Origin of the sequence: Fulvivirga kasyanovii, from assembly GCF_009711405.1 — a bacterium.
Lineage (GTDB): Bacteria > Bacteroidota > Bacteroidia > Cytophagales > Cyclobacteriaceae > Fulvivirga > Fulvivirga kasyanovii.
This window is the reverse complement of the sequence record NZ_SMLW01000647.1, coordinates 14,844-34,415: the sequence shown is the minus strand read 5'-3', so window position 1 is coordinate 34,415 and position 19,572 is coordinate 14,844. Positions and strand designations below refer to the sequence as shown.

At 40.4% G+C, this 19,572-nt stretch carries 12 protein-coding genes; 8 read left to right on the top strand and 4 right to left on the bottom strand.

Translation table 11 applies throughout. The features are described 5' to 3' along the window. Nucleotides 1–98: 98 nt before the first annotated feature. The 6 genes from E1163_RS23510 to E1163_RS23485 all read left to right on the top strand — a co-directional run bounded on the left by E1163_RS23510 (nt 99) and on the right by E1163_RS23485 (nt 11,778). Nucleotides 99–3,293, top strand: a complete 3,195-nt coding sequence (locus E1163_RS23510; RefSeq protein WP_155174945.1) for a SusC/RagA family TonB-linked outer membrane protein — start codon at nt 99–101, stop codon at nt 3,291–3,293. Nucleotides 3,294–3,305: 12 nt separating this feature from the next. Next, complete coding sequence (locus E1163_RS23505) at nt 3,306–4,736, top strand: SusD/RagB family nutrient-binding outer membrane lipoprotein (protein ID WP_155174943.1); 1,431 nt, start codon at nt 3,306–3,308, stop codon at nt 4,734–4,736. A 30-nt stretch (nt 4,737–4,766) separates the two neighbouring features. Beyond that, the gene (locus E1163_RS23500) at nt 4,767–5,813 is read left to right on the top strand and encodes a hypothetical protein (RefSeq protein ID WP_155174941.1); all 1,047 of its coding nucleotides are present in this window, start codon (nt 4,767–4,769) and stop codon (nt 5,811–5,813) included. Between the two features lie 97 nt (nt 5,814–5,910). After that, nucleotides 5,911–8,589: a TonB-dependent receptor gene (locus E1163_RS23495; RefSeq protein WP_221418070.1), complete on the top strand. Its 2,679-nt coding sequence runs from the start codon at nt 5,911–5,913 to the stop codon at nt 8,587–8,589. Nucleotides 8,590–8,593: 4 nt separating this feature from the next. Further along, complete coding sequence (locus E1163_RS23490) at nt 8,594–9,697, top strand: DUF4249 domain-containing protein (protein ID WP_155174937.1); 1,104 nt, start codon at nt 8,594–8,596, stop codon at nt 9,695–9,697. 2 nt (nt 9,698–9,699) lie between these two features. Further along, nucleotides 9,700–11,778 (top strand): hypothetical protein, encoded by a 2,079-nt coding sequence (locus E1163_RS23485; protein WP_155174935.1) that lies wholly within the window; start codon nt 9,700–9,702, stop codon nt 11,776–11,778. Here the strand turns inward: E1163_RS23485 and E1163_RS23480 are convergent. From E1163_RS23480 to E1163_RS23465, 4 genes are read right to left on the bottom strand one after another with little or no spacing between them, the layout of a single operon-like run. Continuing rightward, nucleotides 11,775–12,395 (bottom strand): rhomboid family intramembrane serine protease, encoded by a 621-nt coding sequence (locus tag E1163_RS23480; protein ID WP_155174933.1) that lies wholly within the window; start codon nt 12,393–12,395, stop codon nt 11,775–11,777. The genes E1163_RS23485 and E1163_RS23480 overlap by 4 nt on opposite strands. 48 nt (nt 12,396–12,443) lie before the next feature. Continuing rightward, nucleotides 12,444–13,844: a dihydrolipoyl dehydrogenase gene (lpdA, locus tag E1163_RS23475; RefSeq protein WP_155174926.1), complete on the bottom strand. Its 1,401-nt coding sequence runs from the start codon at nt 13,842–13,844 to the stop codon at nt 12,444–12,446. A 28-nt stretch (nt 13,845–13,872) separates the two neighbouring features. Next, nucleotides 13,873–15,417, bottom strand: coding sequence for a 2-oxoglutarate dehydrogenase complex dihydrolipoyllysine-residue succinyltransferase (gene odhB, locus E1163_RS23470; protein WP_155174924.1), 1,545 nt, complete (start codon nt 15,415–15,417; stop codon nt 13,873–13,875). A 23-nt stretch (nt 15,418–15,440) separates the two neighbouring features. Beyond that, entirely contained in the window at nt 15,441–18,158 is a 2,718-nt protein-coding gene (locus tag E1163_RS23465) for a 2-oxoglutarate dehydrogenase E1 component (RefSeq protein ID WP_155174922.1), read from the bottom strand. 313 nt (nt 18,159–18,471) lie between these two features. On the opposite strand from E1163_RS23465, the gene E1163_RS23460 reads away from it, so the two are divergent. Then, nucleotides 18,472–19,041 carry a 30S ribosomal protein S16 gene (locus E1163_RS23460; protein WP_155174920.1) on the top strand — a complete coding sequence of 190 codons (570 nt, stop codon included), beginning with the start codon at nt 18,472–18,474 and terminating at the stop codon, nt 19,039–19,041. Between the two features lie 5 nt (nt 19,042–19,046). Further along, nucleotides 19,047–19,571: a ribosome maturation factor RimM gene (gene rimM, locus E1163_RS23455; protein WP_155174919.1), complete on the top strand. Its 525-nt coding sequence runs from the start codon at nt 19,047–19,049 to the stop codon at nt 19,569–19,571. The last annotated feature ends 1 nt before the right edge of the window (nt 19,572 follow it).

The following is a 19,572-nucleotide window of genomic DNA, read 5'->3' as shown; positions in this document are numbered from 1 at the left end:
ATATAATTTTGTTTTTCATCGAATGTGGTTTATATTGGCGGATCATACCCCACATAGGGGGATTTCTGTTCTAAATAATAACCTTAAAACAACTAATTATGAGGAAACTATTACTATTTATGAGTTTCTTCTTGGTCTCATTTATAACATGGGGTCAGGACAGGACTGTTTCTGGAAAGGTTACGTCATTGGATGATGGCTCTAGCCTTCCAGGGGTAAACGTAATTTTAAAAGGTACATCTACCGGTACGGTTACCGATATAGATGGAAACTACAAACTTAGTGTTCCTTCTGAAGGAGGCACTTTGATCTTTTCATTTGTTGGTTTGGAAACACAGGAAGTTGAAGTGGGTTCCCGATCAGTACTTGATATTCAGATGGCATCGGACGTCAAACAACTTAGCGAGGTTGTTGTAACTGCTCTTGGTGTTTCCCGGGAGAAAAAGGCACTTGGCTATGCTGTTCAGGAAGTTAATACGGAGCAAGTTGCTCAATCTTCTGAGCCAAACGTTGTAAATGCACTACAAGGACAAATAGCTGGTGTTCAAATACAAGGTACCAGTGGGGCTTTGGGTGGTTCTTCAAGAATTACGGTTAGAGGCTCAAACTCTTTTTTGGGAGAAAATCAGCCTCTTTTTGTAGTTGATGGGATGCCCATTAACAACGATAACTACGCTTCAACGGATCAGCAAAGAGGATTTGGTGACGGTGCTTATGATTATGGTAACGCTGCTGCCGATATTAACCCTCAGGATATAGCTTCAATGTCCGTATTAAAGGGTGCTGCAGCTACAGCGCTTTATGGTACCAGAGGTGCTAACGGTGTTATTTTGATAACCACAAAATCTGGAAGTCGAGCAAAGGGTATAGGAGTCGATTTTAACTCCAGTGTAACCTTTGATAAGGTTCAGAACCTAATTGAACACCAGCAGGAGTATGGTGGAGGAGCTGTATTAAGTACTCCTTCTGGCTTTAATGAATTTACTGAGGATGGTGTAACATATTATGCACCGGTTTATTCTAAAGATGGATCATGGGGGCCAAAGTATGACCCAAATAGAATGGTCAGACATTGGGATTCTTGGGATCCTCAATCACCAAACTATGGAGAGACACGTCCTTGGGTTGCTCCAGATAACGGTTATGAAGAATTTTTTGAAACGGGTGTAACGTTTCAAAATTCGGTGGCATTTAATGGTGGTAATGATAAAGGAAGCTTTAGATTAAGTTACACCAATCTGGATCAATCAGGTACTATGCCTAATTCAGATTTAGAAAGAAATACTTTTAGCATAAATTCTAATTATAAGCTTACTGAAAAATTAACTGTAACCGGTTCAGGTAGCTTGGTGAAACAGGAAGCAAATGGAAGAAACGCAACAGGATATGCCAATAATAACCCTATGCAAGGGTTTACTCAATGGTGGCAAACCCAACTCGACTTTGATAGGTTGCAAAATTATAAGCGAGAAGACGGAAAACAATATACTTGGAATCCAACTGGTATAACAACCAATAATTCTGGTGAACTCACTGATTTTGACCCAGCTCCATACTTTTTTGATAACCCTTACTGGGTAAGAAATGAGTATTTGCAAGAGGATTCAAGAGATAGGTTCTACGGTAATATAGCTCTTAATTATGAACTCATTGAGGGCCTAACAATTAGTGCAAGGGCTATGACTGATGGATTTACATTCAGGTCACGTGAAGGAGTACCTTTAGGGGGCGTAGATCAGTCTAAATATGCTGAAACAGTAAGGACATTTACGGAGACTAATTATGAGGCAAAGATTTTATATTCAAAAAATCTTAATGAGAATATTTCGATCAATGCTATGATTGGAGGTAACTTAATGTCTCAGGAAAGAGAAAGAAATACAGCTAACACTAATGGAGGTTTGGCTTTGGATGGATTCTTTAATATAGCTAACGGTGTTGGAAACCCAACAGTTGAGACAGAAATTGATAGAAAGAAAATTAATAGTGTATTTGCATCTGCTTCGGTAGGATTGTTTTCGACAGTTTTCTTGGACTTGACTATGAGAAATGACTGGTCATCTACCCTGCCTATTGATGATAACTCTTATTTCTATCCTGCTCTAACCACAAGTTTTGTGTTTACAGAGTTGAATGCACTTCAAAATAACGATATTATTTCTTTCGGTAAGTTAAGAGTAGGTTATGGTTTGGCAGGTAATGATGCAGATCCTTACCAATTGACAAATGTTTATGCTCCACAGCAGCCTAATTTTGGCGATAACCCAAGGTATGCAGTGCCAAACAGCAGGAATAACCCCAATCTTGTAAATGAGTTGACAAAAGAGTTTGAAGCTGGATTGGAGATGAATTTCTTGCAAAATCGTGTAGGTTTTGACCTTTCATATTATAACAGGACTACTGAAGATCAAATATTCTCAGTTGCATCTTCTGCGACTACTGGGTATACTTCACGGGTGGTTAATGCCGGAACCATGAAGAATAGTGGTATTGAATTGACATTAAGAGGTACACCTATTAAAGCAGGAGATTTTACATGGGATGTAAACTTCAACTTTGCGACTTATAACAATGAGGTTGTAGAATTGGCTGAGGGTGTGAACAATATTATCATGGGTACAACCTGGGCAGCCGATGTAAGGCTACAAAAAGGTCAACCATACATGGCTTTATTCGGACAGGATTTCCAACGCAATGAGGATGGTCAATTGATCATTGGAGAAAATGGCATTCCTCTAGTGGAAGCTGACAGAAAATATCTTGGTTCAGCAATAGCTGACTTTACTGGGGGTATTAGAAATACGTTCAGCTACAAAGGTATAACCGCCAGCGCGTTAATTGACTTCCAGAGTGGAGGAGTAATACACTCTAGCTCCCTACAATGGGCGGCTTACTCCGGAATGTTGCCTAAAACTGTTGAGGGTAATATTAGAGAAGAGGGCATGATCATCAACGGTGTAACAGAGACTGGGGAGAATAACACTGTAGCAGTTGACCCTCAGGTTTACTACCAAACAGTATGGAATGTAGCAGCTCCTAATGTGTATGATGCCAGTTTCATCAAACTTAGAGAGGTAAGGATTGGTTATACACTACCTGAGCGATTGATGGGTAACCTACCATTTAGAGACGTGACACTTGCATTTTTCGGAAGGAATTTAGGAGTTCTTTATAGCGAAATACCATACTTGGATCCTCAAGTGGTTACTGGAACAGGTAATGTTCAAGGCTTAGAGAATGCTCAGATTCCTCCTACACGTTCGTTAGGGTTTAACCTAAGCTTTAAACTTTAAAAACTAGTAAAAATGAACAATATATATAGATTACTATCAACATTTGTAGTACTGGTGCTACTTTTAGGTGCATGTACTGATGATTTTGAAGAGACAAATACTGATCCAAATCAGCCTATTGTAGTTCCTGCTGAAAATCTATTCACTCAGGCACAGTTTGCTTTGGCTGATCGTATGTGGGGTCGTGCGATGAATTTTGAGTTTGCAATGCTTATGGTACAGCACTTTTCTCAAAATGAATACGCTGAAGACTCGAGATATAATCAAAATCCATCCACATTCAATGTGTCATGGCAATCGTTTTACGCTTCTGGATTGAATGATCTTGCCGAGGCAAAAACGTTGACCGAAAATAATGAAACTATCAGTGAGGCTGTTAGAAATAATAGGCTGGCTCAGATAGCTATCTTGAGAGTATGGGCATTCCAAATGGTAACAGACATTTGGGGAGATGTTCCCTATTCACAAGCGTTACAGCCTGAGGAATTCCCGAATCCGGTTTATGATTCCCAGCAATCTATTTACAGTGGCTTGATTTCGGAAATAAATGGAGCTATTGCGCGTATTACTCCAGACGAAGCCGGATTTGGAAACGGAGATATTATTTACGGTGGAGATATGGCATTGTGGGGCAGGTTTGCTAATTCTGTAAAGTTGAGAATTGGAATGAGAATGGCTGATGTTGCTTCCTCAGAGGCTAGCACTATCGTAAGTGAAGCTTTGAGTTCAAGTTTAGGTGTTATATCATCCAATGCTCAAAACGCCGAGTTTGTTTTTAATTCTGACCAGAGAATAGCTAATCCATTCTATGTTGATGCTATAACTCGCGATGATTTTGCAATCTCTGCTGAGCTTGCTATTGCAATGGCTGACAAAGATGATCCAAGACTGGCGGAGTATGCTATGCCAAATCCTAATGGTGAAATTGTGGGTCTTCCATATGGCTTGACTGACGCAGCTTCTTTTCAATTGAAGCCAATGACATCTAGACCTCATGATCAGATAAAGGAAGCTACTGCTCCGGCCATATTGATGAGCTATGCAGAAGTGGAGTTTTTCAGAGCGGAGGCCATAGAAAGAAACTTTGTTAGTGGATCGGCTGAGAGCGCTTTCAATAATGCAGTAACGGCATCCTTTAATCAATGGGGACTGTCGGATGCATTGGCGGGCCAGTATTTAGCGGATAATTCTTATGATGCAGCGAACTGGGAAGAGTCAATTGGGTATGAAAAGTGGGTAGCGCTTTATACTCAAGGTATTGAGGCTTGGGCTGAACAAAGAAGGCTGGATGAGCCGGAGTTGGAGTTACCTGCTGATGCAGTTACAAGCTTTATTCCGGTGCGAGCATTTTATCCTGCAGTTGAGGCCGAGGCAAATGCGGAAAATCTTTCTGCAATAGGTTTCAACAATATGGAAGAAAATGTGTGGTGGGACGTTCAATAAGTTTAGTTATCTGATTAAAAAAAATTATATATGAAATCATTAAAGAATAACCTTCTTTTTAGGAGCCTTGCCTTTTGCGGAGTAGTTGCTTTCGCAATGACCGCATGTGAGGAGGAAGATGGAAATGTTATAGATTATAAACCAGGCCAGCACCTGAATGTTTCGGGACCGTCTTCAGTTTATGTAGGTGATAAAGAACAATATTATATTTTAAATAATAGAAAGGAGCTTGATCATATTTGGGCCATAGATAATGGAGCAAAGATTACTGAAGATTCAGAAAATGATGCCTACGTTTATGTAGACTTTTTTGAACCGACTGATCATGCCCTTACGGTTTCTACTTCATCTGCGAGTGGGGACATGAGTGTAAAAGTGAGTTCAAGGGAAGTGCATTTTGATGTAGATTCTACTCTAAGGTCTGAGACTGTTAAAAATGATACAGTTACTATTCCATTAGCTATTGACGGTGGTTTTAATGGTGATTTTGATGTAACTTATTCTTTGTCAGGTTCTATGGATGCTTCTCGGTATGACGTATTAGCTGGGTATGAAAGCCCTTATACCATAAGTACAGACTCTACAAATCACATCAAACTGGTGGTATATCCCGATGTAGCTGTAACTGATACCTTAGATATTGTGCTTACCATTGATGCTGTAAATCCGGTATTAACCCATGAGTATATTAAATCAGATACTCTGCAATCTATAGTTTATAGTTTTGTTGATGACCTGAAGATAGTTACCTTGGATACTGCTACTATGGATATTACAGAAGCAGGAGTATATTCTATTCCTGTTACAATTTCAAAGGAATCCAGCGAAACAATAAGTGTGGCTTATTCCATCACACCGGGTGTGGGTGTATCTGACGCTACGGTCACCACAACTCCTGGTGTGCTTACATTTGAGGCAGGTATAACTGAAAGGAATATTACGCTTTCCATTAATGATAATGCTTTGGATCCCAAGCAAACTATTACAGTGAGCTTAGATGGGCTGACAACGGCTGATGATGAGGTGAGCATAAATAATGAACTGGATAGTAAAGAGCTTATTATAGATGAGGAATAATATTATAAAATAGTATTTTATTAGATTTTGAAAACGGGAGCATGATTCAATGTTCCCGTTTTTATTGATAATCGTTGTTTTAAATTTTCATATTCTTTTGAAGGCACATTTTTTTTTCAAAATCCTCCTGGTTGTTCATATTACTTTTACCACTTATAACTCTTATGCACAAAGCGATACTATATGGGTAGAAAGCAAATATAATTTACTATTAACAGACTTGATTGATCAGGTTGAAGAGGGGCACTCTCTCCGTTTTTTTTACAAAGAGGAATGGTTAGATGGAATAAAACTCAAGGTTGATGAAAGAACTAATCTTACTGCTCTACTTGAAGGAGTGTTACCTCAATATGGACTCCAGGTTATTACTTATAAAAATAATTGGATAATTGTAAATCAGCCAAAAAGGGAAGAGGGTACCGAGAATCTGGTATCGGACATACCTGTTGATTTTATTGTTGGTAGTTACGAACAGAATCTTAATAGAAAAAGTGTAGAGTTGTCGGGCTATGCAAGAGATGGAGAAACAGGGGAAGTGTTGACAGGAGTACAAGTTGCAACTGAAGATTTAAGAAAGGGTGGAGTTTCTGACGTTATGGGATATTATTCTTTTGTATTACCTGCCGGAAAGCATTTGATTAAATTAGAATATCTTGGGTATGAACCTAAAGAGTTTTGGGTGGATATACGTTCTTCAGGAATCGTTGATGTTGAGTTATATAAGAAAACAGTAGAGTTGAAAGAGGTGACAATCTCGGCTGTGGCGGATGACGCTAATGTAAAGGGAATTGAAGCGGGAAAAGAAGTTCTTAGCTTAGAGTCAATTAAAACTCTTCCTACCTTTCTTGGCGAAGTAGATCCGGTTAAGACTATTACCGCGTTACCCGGAATAAGTGCAGTGGGTGAAGGAACCGCTGGCTTTAATGTACGTGGAGGAGAAGCAGGCCAGAACCTGTTGATGCAGGACGGTGCTTTATTATTTTCTTCATCGCATCTTTTTGGATTAGTTTCTGCGTTTAATCCCGATATAGTACGAGATGTCGTTCTTTATAAAGGTGGAGGGCCCGCTATGTATGGAGGAAGGGTTTCTTCTGTTTTAAATGTTAACCTTCGTAATGGAAATGACACCAAGTATAAAATAAACGGGGGACTAGGATTGATTTCCAGTCGAATTGTAATAGAGGGACCTATTATTAAGAATAAGACCACATTTATAGCAGGGGGAAGGGTTTCTTATGTGAACTGGCTGTTGAAAAAAGTTGATAATCCTGATTTGAACCAGAGTTCAGCGACATTCCATGATGTAAATGTAAAAGTCAAGCATGTAATAAATAAGTCAAATGTGGTTAGTGTTTCTGGTTATAGCAGTGCGGATAGATTTAAATTTGTGTCTGATACCACTTATAACTGGAAAAATAAAGGGCTCTCGGTCAAATGGAATCATATTTATAATAAAAAACTGTTATCCACCCTCCAGCTCTCTGGAAGTAAATACCTTAATGAAGTATTTGACAAAGAGGGAGTGGGACAGTTTGAATATTCTTCATCTATCTCAACGTTAAATGCCAAATTTGATTTCAATTATGAGCATTCTGCAAATAATAAATTTGATTTTGGGTTTCACTCATTGGTTTATGTGTTTGAGCCTGGAGAATTGATACCTGGAGATAATAATCCTAATGTAATTTCTAAGAATTTGGATAATGAGCGGTCCATTGAAAGTGCTGTATACTTAAGTAATGAATTGTCACTCACTCCCAATCTAAGTTTAGTGTATGGTGCGAGGTATTCAATGTATACATTGTATGGAGCCACTACATATGCTTATGATGAGGGTCAGCCCAAATCCGTAGACTCTATAGTTGATACACTTGTATACGATAATGATGAGCCGGTTCAAACTTATAATGGTATTGAACCTCGCCTTTCACTAAGGTTATTGCTTAACAGTAAAAATTCTTTGAAACTAAGTTATTACCGAACAATACAATATGTCCACCTAATATCTAATACTACTGCCCTATCACCGCTTGATTTCTGGAAGTCCAGTGGACCTAGTATACGCCCTGCTGTAGGTGACCAAATTACAGTTGGTTATTTTAGAAATATGCACGACAATGTATTGGAAGTATCGGTAGAGGGGTATTATAAGGAAGTTCATAATATTGTTGATTATAAAGATGGTACTACAATATTGCTTAATGATAAACTTGAGGCGGATTTACTTCAAGGTTTTGGACGCTCCTACGGGATTGAGTTCTTATTTAGGAAGAATAAGGGACTCTTGACTGGCTGGTTGGCATATACTTACTCAAGAAGTGAGAGGTTATTTAAGTCTGCGAAGTATAGAGAGAATCGGATAAATAATGGTACTTACTTTCCTGCTAATTATGATACACCCCATAACTTGTCCCTTGTTTGCAGTTATAAAATAAGTAGACGTTTTAGCATTGGTGGGAACTTTACATACGCTACAGGGCGTCCCATTACTGTCCCTGTTTCAAAGTTTAATTATGACGGGATTCCTGCAGTATTGAATTTCTCAGAACGCAACCAGTTCAGAATTCCTGATTACCATAGGCTTGATCTGTCAGTAACACTGCGAAGTGGCTTTAAAAAGCATAAAGCTATAGATGGGGAGTGGGTTTTTTCGATCTACAACGCGTATGGTCGTAAAAATCCTTACTCAGTATTTTTCACCCAAAGAGGAACAGCCTATAAACTATCAGTTCTAGGTAGTATTTTTCCGTCAATCACGTACAATTTTAGAATTTAATATAATGAGATTGATAATATTAATAATGGCAGTAGGTGTGCTAGGATCCTGTATTGAACTGGTATCTTTTGATACTTCATCTGAACCATCTCGGTTAGTAGTAGAATCTACTATAACTAATATTTCGTACAACGATCGCTTACAGTTACCGGTTGATCCTGAATATTTTAGTGTTAAACTGTCTAATACTGGTAAGGTTTCTAACGAAAAGGATGAACCCGTTTTAGAGGCTGAAGTGATCCTACAGGATGATCTTGATAATACATGGCATTTTGAAGATCTTGATAATTCTGGTACCTATAGGCTCTATGATGCTGATTTCAAAGTTTTAGAGGATAGAATTTATAAATTGAGGATTACCACCAAAGAAGGAAAGATATATGAGTCCATGGAAGAAACCATGACAGTTGTAGGTTCTGTATCTTCTGTGCAACCGGAATTTATGGAAAAAGAAGTGTTAAAGAACGTTGCAGGAGAAGAAAAGCCAGTTGTAGTGCAGGGTGTAGAAGGACGGATTGAAATACCAGAAAACACAGGAGAAGAAAAATTTTACAGATGGAAGTACGAAGCAGCATGGGAGGTGCAAGCAGGCTTGCTCTCAACTGGACATCCAAACAAAAGGTGTTGGATTTCTAACGAAAATTATTTTAAAGATTATACGATGGTTAGGGATATTACCGGTGGATATATTCAACCCTTGTTTTTTTTAGAGTTGAGCGCTAATTCAAGAGTGGAACACGAATTTAGCGTATTAGTTACTCAATATTCACTTGGGAAGGGTGCCTACGAGTTTTGGGAAAACATTAAGATACAGAGGGAGCAGGGTGGTGGAAGTATTTTTGATCCACCTCCATTTGAGATTCCGAGTAATATATACAACGTGTCTAATCCTGAGGAGAAAACATCCGGATATTTTATCGTTGCGGATGAGTCCCTAACACGATGGTTTATAAAGCCATCTGATTTTCCATTTAATGTAGCTCTGGATGATCTATGTGCCCCGGTACCAGGAGCGCCGCATATTCCTCCTGCTGTATGTAACAATTGTCTTGATTACCAATCAGGGTACACTTCCATCACTAATTCAAAGCCTTCATGGTGGTATTAAATATGTTAAAAGTATTATTAAGTTGTATTTTTATTAGTCATAGTTTGCAACTATGTGCTTACAATCAGTATTTGCATTTGGTTGCTGATTCACATTTTTATGTATCTGGTGATGTGGTTAAAGTTGGGGTCATATGTAGAGAGGTGGGTACAGGTAAACTTGTGGAGGACGAAATTCTAATCAGGCTGCAGTTGGTCGGACCTGGTGGGAATGTAATAGAGGAAAAGCGTATTATTACCGATAGTTTAAACAAATCTGCAGAGCTTATACTATCACCTGAATTGGTTAGTGGAAATTATACTGTCTTTGCTCATGATGAAAGTGGTGAGGTTCATTCAGGTCGGGTAGATATTGAAGTATATGGGGAGGACTATGAATATTCTTTGACATCAGAGAAACTTGAGATAAAGTTTAAGACAGAAACAGGTACCGGAGTACTGCTATTTGGGGTAGAGAACCATATTACGATGCATGTCCAGGATGTAAGCGGAGATGGTATACCGATATCCGGGAAAATTTATGATGAGACTTATTCGGAAGTGACAGATGTTTCTACTGATAATTATGGGGTTGGTGAATTTACACTTGTTCCTGGCAAAGAACATTATACAATGCGATTTGTGTATCAGGGAGAATTAAAAGAGGTGAAGCTGCCTGCCGTATCCAGTATAGGTGCAATAATTGACATTAAAGAGAACGACAATAGATTCATTCTCCAAATAAAGAGTTCACGAGGTAGCTCGCCGCATAGTACTAAAGCGACATTAGAAGAATTTTTGAATGATTCCTTGATATCAACTGTTGAACTTGATCTTGCTTCTAACGTTAAGGTCATGGGCTCTTTACCATCGAAAGCTAGTGGATATAGGGCTACTTACATACTAAAGGATTCTGTTGGACGAGTGTTGGCTAAGAAGGAAATTGTAAAGGATTTAGCCGATACTGTTGATATCAAGTTAACTGAAGTTGGAGAAAGAAGTCAGCTCATTCGAGCTTCCATAAATTCTAGTATTCGTCAGGTATATGATAATTCCTTGGTAATTGTTAAAGTTTTTGATAAGAATTTGGGGTCTTATCCAAAATCTGGAATGGCACTGAATGATAAGTTTTGTGAAACACCAAAGATTAGATTGGATGTGCTGACAGAGGATCCTGCTTCAAGAATATCAGTTTATAATCTGGAGGAGTATTATGCCAAGGAAGCCTATTATGGTAGAAAGGGGAGTATTATAGAATGGCTCAAAGAGAAGGAAGGAGACGGTACCATCTGGCCAGTTCAATTTGCTGAGGATGGAACAATACTCGGTGAAATTGATGCTATACTCAATTATGAGTGCTCGTATTCGTATGAAGACAATAATGAACCTCTTAGTGGTAACTATAACAGCATGATAGCATTGAGTAGGAAAAGGCTTCTAGTTCAAAAAGTTTATGCCTCAGATGAGCAACGCATTCCAAGGCAAGAATCAAAATTTGTTGTTCCAGATTACTCTATTCAACTGGCAGATTATCAGACGCTTCCTACGGTTGAGGAAACTTTGAAAGCAATTGTGCCTAAATGTCGTGTTGTTAAGCGTAAGGGGCGTAAGGAACTCAGGTTAGTGCCAAAGGAAAGTAGTCATCGATATAAAGAAAAACCACTTATACTAATTAACGGAATCCCAACTTTTGAGATTAAATATCTTCTAGAGTTTGATGTTAGCGATATTGCTAAAATTCATTTGTACAATTCTCCTGCTTCGGAGGCAAGGTATGGTATGTTTGGTAAACATGGGGTTATATTAATTGAATTGAAATCAGATGTTGTTAACCCATTACAGTCTCTACGGGATCATTTTACTAAGATTAGAGGTATTGATAATACGGAACCTAAGACTTTATCTCGTCTGATTGATGAAGCTCCTGACCTTAGATGTACAATATTCTGGAATCCCAATCTTAGGATCAATGATGCAGGTGAAGCAGCTTTTGAGTTTTATAAATCAGATGTAGAGGGGGATTACTTGGTGTACGTTGAAATAATAGCTACTGATGGAAAAATTTATAAAGCACGCAAAGAGTTTTCTATTAGCCGTCCTTAAAAAAAACTCAAATCCCCCAATTCCCCTATGAAATGACTGATTACCTTAGGGTAAACCAGTATAGTAAACACAATTCCAAACAATCCTCCGTAAAGGTGAGCATCATGGTTTATATTGTCTCCCTGTCTTTTACCCATATAAGCAGAGTATAATATATACAGTGCTGCCCAGACAATGCCTGGCAGGCCGATGATGCCGTACAAATATAGCTTTTGGGCAGGAGCAAAGAGTATGAAGCTAAATAGTACTGAAGCCACTCCTCCTGAAGCTCCTAAAGCATTGTAATAAGCATGATCTTTATGCTTGAGATAAGTAGGAATATCTGAAACGATAATACCTAAAATATAAAGTGCGACAAAAATAGCCTTTCCTGCAACACCGTAGATAGCAGCAAAGATGTACTCAACCTGTTCACCAAACATCCATAACACAAGCATATTAAAGAGCAGGTGGATAAAATCATTATGAATAAAGCCCGATGTAATGAAACGGTAGTACTGCCCATATTCATTTACACTGTATGGGTTAAATATCCATTTTCTGAGGATGTCTTGATTGTTCCAGGCATAGAGACTGGTCAGTACAGTGATGATTACGAGAATTAAAGTCACGGACATAGACTGGAAAGATTGATGCCCGGAATCTGTACTCCGGGCATATTATATTTAAATGTGAATTGGTCGGTTAGCAGTTGCTGCAAGGCAAGCCTCTTTCACTGCTTCCATGTAGGTCGGGTGTGCGTGCGACATGCGTGACACGTCCTCTGCTGCAGCCCTGAACTCCATGGCAGTAACTCCGGCAGCGATCATATCCGCAGCCCTTGCGCCAATGATATGGATGCCCAGGATTTCGTCTGTTTGTTTGTCGGCAAGTACTTTTACCTGACCGTCGATATCCATACTGGCCCTGGCTCTACCTAAGGCTTTGAATGGGAATGATCCTGTTTTATAGGCCCTTCCTTCTTCTTTAAGCTCCTCTTCTGTATAACCTACACTGGCTACTTCCGGCCAGGTGTAAACTACGCCAGGGATAAGGCGATAGTTTATGTGTGGCTTCTGTCCGGCCAGTTGTTCTGCTACCATCGTACCCTCCTCTTCGGCTTTGTGTGCGAGCATGGCACCTTTCACCACATCACCAATGGCATAGATATTATCGACATTGGTTTTAAGATGATTGTCAACTTCTATTCTGCCCCGGTCGTCAGTTTTAATACCAACATTCTCTAACCCCAAACCTGCAGTGTAAGGCTTCCTTCCGATAGCCACAAGACAATAGTCGCCTTTTACTTCAACGGTGCTACCTTTTTTGTCCTCGGCTTTCACCACAACTTCTTTACCTTTGGTTTCAACAGAAGTTACCTTGTGGCTTACCTTAAAGTCGATGCCTAGCTTTTTGGTAGCCCTTGTAAGCTCCTTACCCATAGTACCATCCATAGTAGGTATGATTCTGTCCATATATTCTACCACAGTAACTTTTGAGCCAATACGTGCATAAACAGAACCAAGCTCCATGCCTATCACACCTCCTCCGATTACGATCAGGTGCTTAGGTATCTCCTTCAACTCCAAAGCTTCCGTGCTGCTGATCACCCGTTTCTTGTCTATTTTGGCAAAGGGCAAATCCGCAGGTTTGGAACCTGTTGCTATAATTACTTTGTCAGTCTTTATTTCCTTGGCATCCCCTTTTTCAGGAGTGATTTTAATGGTGTTTTTGTCAACAAATGAACCTACTCCATGATGAACATCTATTTTATTTTTTTTCATCAGAAAGTCGATGCCATCGCAAGTTTGCTTTACCACATTGGCCTTGCGGTCAATCATTTGCTTTAAGTTCACCTTCGGCTTGCTGATCTCAATGCCGTGCTCTTCAAAATGGGTTACAGCATTATGATAGTGCTCGGTAGAGTCCAGTAAAGCTTTAGATGGGATACAACCTACATTCAGGCATGTACCTCCAAGGGTATTATACTTTTCAATAATGGCTGTTTTGAAGCCGAGCTGTGCGCAGCGGATAGCAGCTACATATCCGCCTGGCCCTGAGCCAATTACTGTTACGTCGTATTGCATGTTAATATTTTTTAAGCTAAAGTTTTATTTATACTCCCAACATTAAGCGGGCAGGGTCTTCGAGTAGTTCCTTCACTCTTACCAGGAAACTTACAGACTCCCTGCCATCGATTATCCTGTGGTCGTAAGACAATGCCACATACATGATGGGCCTTACTTGTACCTCACCATTGATCACCACCGGCCTCTCTACAATGTTGTGCATGCCCAAAATCGCTGATTGCGGAGCGTTTATAATTGGAGTGGAAAGCATAGAGCCAAATACGCCGCCGTTAGTAATAGTAAAGGTACCACCACTCATTTCATCAATAGTCAGTTTACCGTCACGAGCTTTGCCCGCAAGCCTGATGATTTCACTTTCAATACCCTGAAAGTCCATTGACTCAGCATTTCTGATTACAGGCACTACGAGTCCTCTTGGTGTAGAAACGGCGATGGAAACATCACAATAATCATGATATACTATTTCTTCTCCATCTATGGCAGCATTTACCGCCGGCCACTCTCTAAGCGCCTGACAGCAGGCCTTGGTGAAGAATGACATAAAGCCTAAGCCCACACCATACTTCTCTTTAAACTGGTCTTTATACTTTTTACGCAGGTCCATCACCGGCTTCATATCTACCTCGTTAAAGGTAGTAAGCATTGCCGTTTCGTTTTTAACAGCTACGAGTCTTCTGGAGATGGTTTTACGCAGGTTTGTCATTTTTTCTCTGCGCTCATCCCTTGCTCCTGACGGACTAGTGCCGGCCTGAGCAGGTTTAGAAGCTTCTTTGGCTGGAGATTGGGTAGCCTTTTGAGCTTTTTCGGCATCCTCTTTTGTAATGCGTCCGTCTACTCCGGTACCCTTTACATCTTTGGCGCTGATACCCTTTTCTTCCAATATTTTTGCAGCAGCAGGAGATGGGTGGCCTGTAGCATAAGTTTTCTCATCGGAAGACGGAGCAGACTGAGCTTCGGGCTTTTTCTCCGTGCTTGCTGAAGAAGAGGTTCCCGCTGGCTTTCCTTCCATCACTTCTATTTTGCAAAGAAGTGCACCGATTTCCAGTGTATCACCTTCATTGGCCACAGTTCGAAGAATACCGTTTGCTTCTGCAGGTAATTCAAATGTAGCCTTGTCCGACTCGATTTCAGCAATAGTTTCGTCAAGTTCTACAAAATCTCCATCTTTTTTAAACCATGAAGCTAATGTAACTTCGGTGATTGACTCCCCGAGTTCTGATACATGCATTTCTTTTACTTCACCGGTTTTCTTGCCTTCGCCAGAGTCGTTGGAAGCGCTGGTGTCAGCGGTCTTTTCTTTGGCAGTATCGTCGCTTTTCTTGCCGTCAGCCTTGGCGTCGGTATCGATTTCGGCTATTACAGCACCTACAGCAACTGTATCTCCTTCGTTGGCTTTGATGCGAAGCACGCCTGAAGCTTCTGCCGGAAATTCCTGAGTAGCTTTGTCAGTTTCAATTTCTGCAATGATTTCGTCCTGTTCTACATAGTCCCCGTCGCTCTTTAACCACGAGCCGATAACTACTTCGGTGATTGATTCACCTACTTCAGGAATTTTAATTTCTAAACTCATCGGAATATATTTTTAATGTGTTATTACTTGTCAAATGCTTTTTCTACTATACGTGCTTGCTCTGCCTTATGTACTTTGGCATAGCCTGTTGCAGGGGAGGCGCTGGCTTTTCTTGAAATGAGTTCCAGTTTAGTGCCCTCCATAAACCTCATGATAAACCACCAGTAGCCCATGTTGGAAGGTTCCTCCTGTACCCAATACAATTCAGCATTTTTGTACTGTTTCAGTACTTTATCCAATTGCTTTTTAGGGAAAGGATATAATTGTTCAAGCCTTACGATAGCTACGTCTTTGGTCTTTCTGTTTTCCTGCTCCTCCAGCAGGTCATAGTAGACTTTACCACTGCAGAGAAGTACCCGCTTAACCGATTTTTTTGTAACTGCAGCATCATCAATAACTTCCTGAAACTTGCCTTCAGTGAAATCTGTCATCGGAGATACCACCTTGGGGTGCCTTAGCAGGGACTTCGGCGAAAATACCACGCATGGTTTTCTGAAATTCCAGGTCACTTGTCTTCTGAGTAAGTGGAATATGTTGGCAGGTGTAGTACAGTTGGCAGCAATCATATTTTCTTCTGCAGCTAGCTGCAAAAATCTTTCCGGCCTTGCATTGGAATGCTCAGGCCCCTGTCCTTCATAGCCGTGAGGAAGTAACATCACTAAACCGTTCATGCGTTGCCATTTTGATTCGGCACTGGTAATGAACTGATCGATCATAACCTGGGCGCCATTGGCAAAATCCCCAAATTGTGCCTCCCAAATTACCAATGCATTTGGAGTGGCCATAGCATAACCATATTCAAAACCCAGAACACCGAATTCGGAAAGCAGTGAGTTATATATCTGGAATTTCTGCTGCCCTTCTTCAATATGGTTAAGGTTACAGTAAGGCTCGTTGGTATTGGCATCAAACACAAAAGAGTGCCTGTGGGAGAATGTTCCCCTTTTCACATCCTGACCAGACATCCTGACCAGTTTTTGCTCCGTGAGTAATGATCCGTAGGCCAGCAGCTCAGCATCAGCCCAGTTAAGCTCCTTTTTCTCGAAAAAGTTTACTTTTCTGTCTTTAATAAGCTTGTCAATCTGCTTAAGGGGTTTAAAGCCTTTGGGAAGAGAGGTAAGCGCCTTGGCTACTTTATCCACCACATCCTGGCCAATACTTGTGTCCGGGGATTCGTCAAAATCCTCTGGTTTGGCCCGGTGCAATAGCTGCCATTCTTCTTCTACTTTTTGTGGCTTATAAGGAAGAGGCTTCTGTTTCACTTCATTAAGTCGGTCCTGAAGCAAATCCCTGAATTCCTTATCCAGTTTTTTCGCCTTTTCTTCATCTATATCCCCACGCTCGATGAGCGTTTTTACATAAATCTCCCTTGGGTTGGGGTGCTTGGCGATAAGACTGTATAGTTTTGGCTGAGTAAATTTAGGTTCGTCAGCTTCATTATGGCCATGCCTTCTATAGCATAACAGGTCAAGGAAAATATCTTTGCCAAATTTCTGGTTATATTCTACCGCTAGTTTGGATGCAAATACCACTGCCTCAGGGTCGTCTCCATTGATGTGAAGTACTGGCGCATCTATTATTTTGGCAACATCGGTACAGTAGATGCTTGAGCGTGCGTCATCATAGTCGGTGGTGAAGCCAACCTGGTTGTTGATCACAAAATGAATGGTTCCTCCGGTAGTGTAGCCATCAAGCTCCGACATCTGGATGATTTCGTAAACCAGTCCCTGGCCTGCTACTGCAGCATCCCCGTGAATAAGGATAGACATAGCTTTTTTGCTATCTCCGTGATACTCATCATCTATCTGGCCCCTGGTGTAACCCAATACTACCGGGTCAACCGCTTCCAGGTGAGATGGGTTTGGCGTTAGTTTAACATAAACATCTTTATTAGAACCCGTTTTAATACGGCTGGAATAACCCATATGATATTTCACGTCACCATCGCCCATGGTCAGGTCGGGATCGGTAGTTCCTTCAAACTCACTGAATATTTCTTCATAGGTTTTGCCCATGATGTTGGTCAGCACGTTCAAGCGCCCCCTGTGAGCCATACCAATTACTACTTCTTTTACATCAAAGTTAGCAGCGTAGTGTATGATTTGGTCAAGGGCAGGAATAGTGTTTTCCCCACCTTCCAATGAGAACCTTTTTTGGCCGAGGAATTTTGTATGCAGGAAGTTTTCAAATACTACAGCTTCGTTGAGCTTGCTAAGCATTCTCTGCTTTGTGTCTTTATCCGGATTGGTGTCAAGGGCCTCCTTTTCACACTTTCTTTTAAACCAGTCCAGTATCTCAGAATCCCGGATGTGCATATATTCAAAACCGATATGGCCCAAATAGATTTTATCCAGGGTTTCAATGATCTTTTTCAGACTGGCTTTACCGACGCCTATTTCACTACCTACCTCAAACTCTGTATTCAGATCGCTGTCTGACAATCCAAAATCTTTATAAGAAAGTGTTACATTGTGATTACGCCTTTTTCTAACCGGGTTAGTATCGGATTTCAAATGCGCCCGTGAACGGTAAGCGTGGATCAGGTTACGTACCTGAGTCTCTTTGGAAATCTCTTCTGTTGTGACATGTCCGTTTTCACCAAACTTCTGTTGAGAAAACTCAAAACCTTCGAAAAACTTCTGCCATGATTGATCTACCGATGAGGGATCTTGCTTGTATGATTGATACAACTCATCCAGATAATGGCCGTGAGCGTTGGAAATGTAGGAATATTTATCCATGGGTTTGTTCTTGTGAAATTGTAAAACAAATGTAGGTAAGATATATACAATTAAAAAACCGTTTATTCGCTTTTACAAATTTGGCTGATTTTCAATTAGTTATAAATGACTTTTAAAGGTGGTCTATGCCGGTTATCTTTGGAACGTTTCTAAAAGGCATTTGTTTTGTCTGAATCTGGCTTATAAAGGTGTGTTTTAGAAGGGGATTGTTTCTTTTGTTGTGGGCTATATGTATTTATTTGAAAATAAACCTTATCTTTGCAGTCTTTTAAAGGACGGACGTGATCCGTAATTTTAGAAACCAAATAATAAAATGGCAGTAAAAATCAGATTGGCCCGCAGAGGCCGCAAGAAACAAGCATTGTACGATGTAGTCGTAGCAGATGCGAGAGCACCACGAGATGGTCGCTACATTGAGAAGATCGGTAGATACAATCCGAACACTGACCCTGCAACTATTGAGTTGAACGAGGAGAAAGCTTTCCAGTGGGTTATGAACGGCGCTCAGCCTACTGACACAGTAAGAGCTATGCTTTCTTACCGTGGAATTATGCTTAAGAAACACCTGCAAATTGGTGTTAACAAAGGAGCGATAACTCAGGAAGAGGCAGATAAGAAATTCGAAGCCTGGTTGAAAGATAAAGAATCTAAGATCGAGTCTAAGAAGGATAAACTTGCTCAGGAAGCTGCTGCTAGTGCTAAGGCTAGAAAAGAAGCTGAAACTAAGGTTAAAGAAGCAAGGGCTGAAGCTCTTAAAAAGAAAAATGCAGCCGAAGAAGAGGCTGTTGCACAGGCCGATGCCGAAGCAACTGAATCTGCTGAGGCTACTGAAGAAGCTCAGGGCGAAACTCCTGCTGAAGGAGAAGAGAACAAAGGAGAATAATAGCTATGAATATTGGTGGGTGTTTCCAACTTGGTTACGTCATCAAGAAGCATGGCTTGAGCGGGGAAGTCAATATTTTACTCGATGTTGACGTGCCTCAGGAATATCAGAATCTGGAATCAGTTTTCGTTGAAATAAACGACAAACTGGTTCCTTTTTTTATTGAATCCATTTCTATTAAAGGCAATAAAGCCATCGTCAGGTTTGAAGATGTTAATACTGCGGAGCAGGCTGACGAACTGAAGGGAAAGGGACTGTTCCTGCCACTTACAGTACTTCCCGAATTGGATGACGACAAATTTTATTACCACCAGATCATATCATATCATGTAATGGATGTTACTGCAGGAGATATTGGTACAATAAAGGATGTTTATACCTCTCCTAAGCAGGATTTGCTGGCTATAGACCATCAGGGCAAAGAAGTGCTGGTTCCCATTAATGATGAGATCATTGGCAAAGTCGACCATGAAAGTAAGATACTGAATGTTGATCTTCCGGAAGGCCTGCTGGACATTTACCTGGAATAGT

Bases quoted from the DNA above. Each gene is read 5' to 3' on its own strand.
- lpdA (WP_155174926.1), bottom strand. From the start codon at position 13,844: ATGCAATACGACGTAACAGTAATTGGCTCAGGGCCAGGCGGATATGTA.
- E1163_RS23480 (WP_155174933.1), bottom strand. From the start codon at position 12,395: ATGTCCGTGACTTTAATTCTCGTAATCATCACTGTACTGACCAGTCTC.
- E1163_RS23460 (WP_155174920.1), top strand. From the start codon at position 18,472: ATGGCAGTAAAAATCAGATTGGCCCGCAGAGGCCGCAAGAAACAAGCA.
- E1163_RS23465 (WP_155174922.1), bottom strand. From the start codon at position 18,158: ATGGATAAATATTCCTACATTTCCAACGCTCACGGCCATTATCTGGAT.
- E1163_RS23485 (WP_155174935.1), top strand. From the start codon at position 9,700: ATGTTAAAAGTATTATTAAGTTGTATTTTTATTAGTCATAGTTTGCAA.
- E1163_RS23500 (WP_155174941.1), top strand. From the start codon at position 4,767: ATGAAATCATTAAAGAATAACCTTCTTTTTAGGAGCCTTGCCTTTTGC.
- E1163_RS23505 (WP_155174943.1), top strand. From the start codon at position 3,306: ATGAACAATATATATAGATTACTATCAACATTTGTAGTACTGGTGCTA.
- E1163_RS23510 (WP_155174945.1), top strand. From the start codon at position 99: ATGAGGAAACTATTACTATTTATGAGTTTCTTCTTGGTCTCATTTATA.
- odhB (WP_155174924.1), bottom strand. From the start codon at position 15,417: ATGAGTTTAGAAATTAAAATTCCTGAAGTAGGTGAATCAATCACCGAA.
- rimM (WP_155174919.1), top strand. From the start codon at position 19,047: ATGAATATTGGTGGGTGTTTCCAACTTGGTTACGTCATCAAGAAGCAT.
- E1163_RS23490 (WP_155174937.1), top strand. From the start codon at position 8,594: ATGAGATTGATAATATTAATAATGGCAGTAGGTGTGCTAGGATCCTGT.